A 4183-nucleotide genomic window follows, 5' to 3' on the forward strand; every position below is an offset into this window, starting at 1 on the left:
GGCTGCGAGCCCGCTGGCGCGCCCGTCAGGTAAAATGGCAGGTTGCTATCCGGATCCGCCGGCGGCGCGCGTGCGCCGCGGCCGCGGCCGGGGGAGATGCTCGGTGAAACCTTACGATTTTCCAGATGCCCAGGGTCATTTCGGCCCCTACGGAGGCGTTTTCGTGGCGGAAACGCTCATGCACGCGCTCGACGAGCTGCGTGCGGCCTATGACCGCTATCGCGTCGACCCGGCCTTCCTGGAAGAGTTCAACTACGAGCTCAAGCATTTCGTGGGCCGCCCCAGCCCCGTCTACCATGCCCGCCGCTGGTCGGAAAAGCTGGGCGCGCGCAGATCTGGTTCAAGCGCGAAGACCTCAACCACACCGGCGCGCACAAGGTCAACAACTGCATCGGCCAGGCGCTGCTCGCCAAGCGCATGGGCAAGCCCCGCGTCATCGCCGAAACCGGCGCCGGCCAGCACGGCGTGGCCACGGCCACGGTTGCCGCCCGCTACGGCATGGAATGCGTGGTCTACATGGGCAGCGAAGACGTCAGGCGGCAGGCTTCCAACGTCTATCGCATGAAGCTGCTGGGCGCCACGGTGGTGCCCGTCGACTCCGGATCGCGCACGCTCAAGGACGCGCTCAACGAGGCCATGCGCGACTGGGTCACCAACATCGAGAACACCTTCTACATCATCGGCACCGTCGCCGGCCCGGACCCCTATCCGCGCATGGTGCGCGATTTCCAGACCGTGATCGGCAACGAATGCCTGGCGCAGATGCCCGAGGCCATCGGCCGCCAGCCCGACTACGTGGTGGCGGCGGTGGGCGGCGGCTCCAATGCCATGGGCATCTTCCACCCCTATATTCCCTACGAAAACGTGCGGCTCATCGGCGTCGAAGCGGCGGGCGAGGGCATGGAAACCGGCCGCCACGCCGCCTCGCTCGCGGCGGGCCAGGTGGGCGTGCTGCACGGCAACCGCACCTACGTCATGCAGGACGCGGACGGCCAGGTGCAGGAAACGCATTCGGTCTCCGCCGGGCTGGACTATCCCGGCGTGGGCCCCGAGCATGCCTGGCTGAAGGATTCGGGCCGCGCCGAATACGTGGGCATCACCGACGACGAGGCGCTGCAGGCTTTCCACGACTGCTGCCGCACCGAGGGCATCATGCCCGCGCTGGAGTCCTCGCACGCCATCGCGCAGGCGGTCAAGATGGCGCCCACCCTGCCGCGCGAATCCGTCATCCTGGTCAACCTGTCGGGCCGCGGCGACAAGGACATGCACACCGTCGCCGAGCGCGCGGGCATCCCGCTCTGAACACCATGACAACTTCCATCGACCGCATCGCCGCCGCCTTCGCGCGCACCGCCGGATCCGGCCGCGCCGCGGCGCTGATCCCCTACATCGCCGCTGGCGATCCTTCTCCCGCCGCCACCGTGCCGCTCATGCATGCGCTGGTCGAGGCCGGCGCGGACGTGCTGGAGCTCGGCGTGCCGTTCTCCGATCCCATGGCCGACGGCCCCGTCATCCAGCGCGCCGCCGACCGGGCCATCGCGCAGGGCGTGGGCCTGGCCCGCGTGCTCGAACTGGTGGCCGAGTTCCGCCGGCGCGACGCCGATACGCCCGTGGTCCTGATGGGCTACGCCAATCCCATCGAGCGCATGGGACAGGCCGAATTCGTCCGCCGCGCCCGCGAGGCGGGCGTGGACGGCGTGCTGGTGGTGGACTATCCCCCCGAAGAGGTGGTCGAATTCGCGGCCCTGCTCGACGAGGCGGGCATCGCGCCGATCTTCCTGCTGGCTCCCACCACTACCGAAGCGCGCATCGAGGCGGTCGGCAAGGTGGCGCGCGGCTACGTGTATTACGTGTCGCTCAAGGGCGTCACGGGGGCGGGTTCGCTCGACACCGACGATGTGGCCCGCCGCGTGGCGCTCATCCGCAAGCACGTCCGCATTCCGGTGGGCGTGGGCTTCGGCATCCGCGATGCCGAGAGCGCGGCCCGCGTGGCGCGCGCGGCGGACGCCGTGGTCATCGGCAGCAAGCTCATCGAGACCATGGAGCAGGCGGTGGCCCAGGCCCCCGAGGGCCGGCGGACCGAAGCGGCGGTGGCCGCCGCCGGCGGCTGGCTGCGCACCGTCCGGCAAGCGCTGGATCAAGTCAAACGAGAAAACGCGCCGGCCTGAGCGGCCAGGGCGCGAGACGCTAACGGGATGAAAAATCAATGAGCTGGATCGACAAACTCCTGCCTCCTCGCATCAACAAGAACAACGACAACACCGCGCGGCGCGTGCCCGAAGGCCTGTGGGTCAAGTGCCCCTCGTGCGAATCGGTGCTGTACAGCGAAGACCTGGCGGCCAACCTGCACGTCTGCCCCAAGTGCGACCATCACATGCGCATCGGCGCGCGGGCGCGCATCGACTCGCTGCTCGACATGGAAGGCCGCGTCGAAATCGGCCAGACCACGCGCTCGGTCGATTCCCTCAAGTTCAAGGACACCCGCAAGTATCCCGAGCGCTTGCAGGAAGCCGTGAAGCAGACCGGCGAAACCGACGCGCTGGTGGTCGTGAGCGGTTCCATCCGCGGCGTTCCGGCCACGCTGGCCTGCTTCGAATTCGAGTTCATGGGCGGCTCCATGGGCTCGGTCGTGGGCGAGCGCTTCGCGCGCGGCGTGCAGGCCGCTCTCGACAACAAGACCCCGTTCATCTGCGTGGCCGCCTCGGGCGGCGCGCGCATGCAGGAAAGCCTGCTGTCGCTGATGCAGATGGCCAAGACCAACGCCATGCTCACGCGGCTGGCCGCGGCCCGGCTACCTTTCATCAGCGTGCTCACCGACCCCACCATGGGCGGCGTGTCGGCCAGTTTCGCCTTCATGGGCGACGTGGTCATCGCCGAGCCCAAGGCGCTCATCGGCTTCGCCGGTCCGCGCGTGATCGAGCAGACGGTGCGCGAGAAGCTGCCCGAAGGCTTCCAGCGCGCGGAGTTCCTGCTGCAGAAGGGCGCCATCGACATGGTGGTGGACCGCCGCCAGCTGCGCGAGGAAATCGCGCGCCTGCTGGCCCTGCTCACCAGCCAGCCCGCGGACGTCGTCACGGCTTGAACGGCCGGGCCCGCCGGCGCCCCGGCAGGCCGGCGCCGCGCGGCAAGAGGCGCCGGCTTGTCACGGCAAATTGCGGTTCGGCGGCGGAACAGTGTTTTCCATGCAGGATGTTGCAAGGCCGCGACATCGAGCGACCGGGCCGGCGCGCTTTTTGCTATGTTGCCGGGTACAGAAACTCTTTATGTTTACCGGAGTCCCAATGCAGTCGACCAAGAAGAAAATGCTCACCCGCCTCGCCGGCCTGGCACTTGCCGGCTACGCCACGCTTGCTGGCGCACAGACCAGCGGCTCGCAGGGCGGCATCAGCGCGCACTATGGCATTGGCGACCATTACCAGCGCTTCACGCTGAACTACGAAACCCCCACGCTCTGGACGTACCAGTTCGGCGGCAACTGGGGCCGCCTGGAGCTGTCCCCCGAACTCGGCGCCTCGTACTGGTGGGCCGACGGTTCGCGCTCGCCGGGCCATGTCTGGCAGTTCAGCGCCATCCCGATGTTCCGCTGGTGGACCGGCGAACGCTTCTACATCGAGGCCGGCATCGGCGCTACCCTGTTCTCCAAGACGCGCTTCGCCGACGAGAACATCAGCACCGCCTTCCAGTTCGGCGATCACGTGGGCCTGGGCTTTCTGCTGACGCCCAACAACCGCATCGGCTTGCGCTACTCGCACTTCTCCAACGCCAGCATCAAGCGCCCCAACCCCGGCCTGGACACGGTGCAGTTCACGTACACCTACCAGTTCTGATCCCCACCGAGTCCAGCGAAGAAAACCCTCCGTCCGGAGGTTTTTGTTTGGGCCGCCAGGCAGGGAATGCTTCCGGACCCCAGGGCAGGAAAAGGGCGGTCCATGTTCTTCGTGCGCCTGATGCCCGGTCCGCGGCGTTTCATTGGGGCCGGCAAGCCTGCGGGCGGTCGGGGCGCGGGGCGTTTCCTGTCCGCGCCGGGCCTGCGGCGCGCGCAAAAAAACCCCGCGACGATTTGTCGCGGGGCGGCGCGGGCCGGGGCGCGAGAGCGCGCCATCCGGCGTCAATGGCGCGTTTCGACCTGCACCAGCGGTTCGCTCGAAACCGGCGGCACGGGCTTGCGCTCGCGGCCCAGGCG

General features: G+C 68.4%; 4 protein-coding genes and 1 pseudogene. All 5 read left to right on the top strand.

All coding sequences use genetic code 11. The features are described 5' to 3' along the window. Positions 1-103 precede the first annotated feature (103 nt). Positions 104-1302, top strand: a pseudogene (trpB, locus tag AD428_RS23530) (tryptophan synthase subunit beta). Positions 1303-1307: 5 nt separating this feature from the next. After that, on the top strand, positions 1308-2168 hold the full coding sequence (trpA, locus tag AD428_RS23535) for a tryptophan synthase subunit alpha (RefSeq protein ID WP_053246764.1): 861 nt from the start codon (positions 1308-1310) through the stop codon (positions 2166-2168). Between the two features lie 38 nt (positions 2169-2206). After that, the gene (gene accD, locus AD428_RS23540; protein WP_053246765.1) at positions 2207-3082 is read left to right on the top strand and encodes an acetyl-CoA carboxylase, carboxyltransferase subunit beta; all 876 of its coding nucleotides are present in this window, start codon (positions 2207-2209) and stop codon (positions 3080-3082) included. Between the two features lie 199 nt (positions 3083-3281). After that, entirely contained in the window at positions 3282-3827 is a 546-nt protein-coding gene (locus tag AD428_RS23545; RefSeq protein ID WP_053246766.1) for an acyloxyacyl hydrolase, read from the top strand. A gap of 102 nt (positions 3828-3929) precedes the next feature. After that, positions 3930-4183 (top strand): hypothetical protein (locus AD428_RS28680; RefSeq protein ID WP_235491100.1); only part of this gene is annotated, 254 nt, incomplete at its 3' end.

The organism is Achromobacter sp. DMS1, assembly GCF_001270295.1.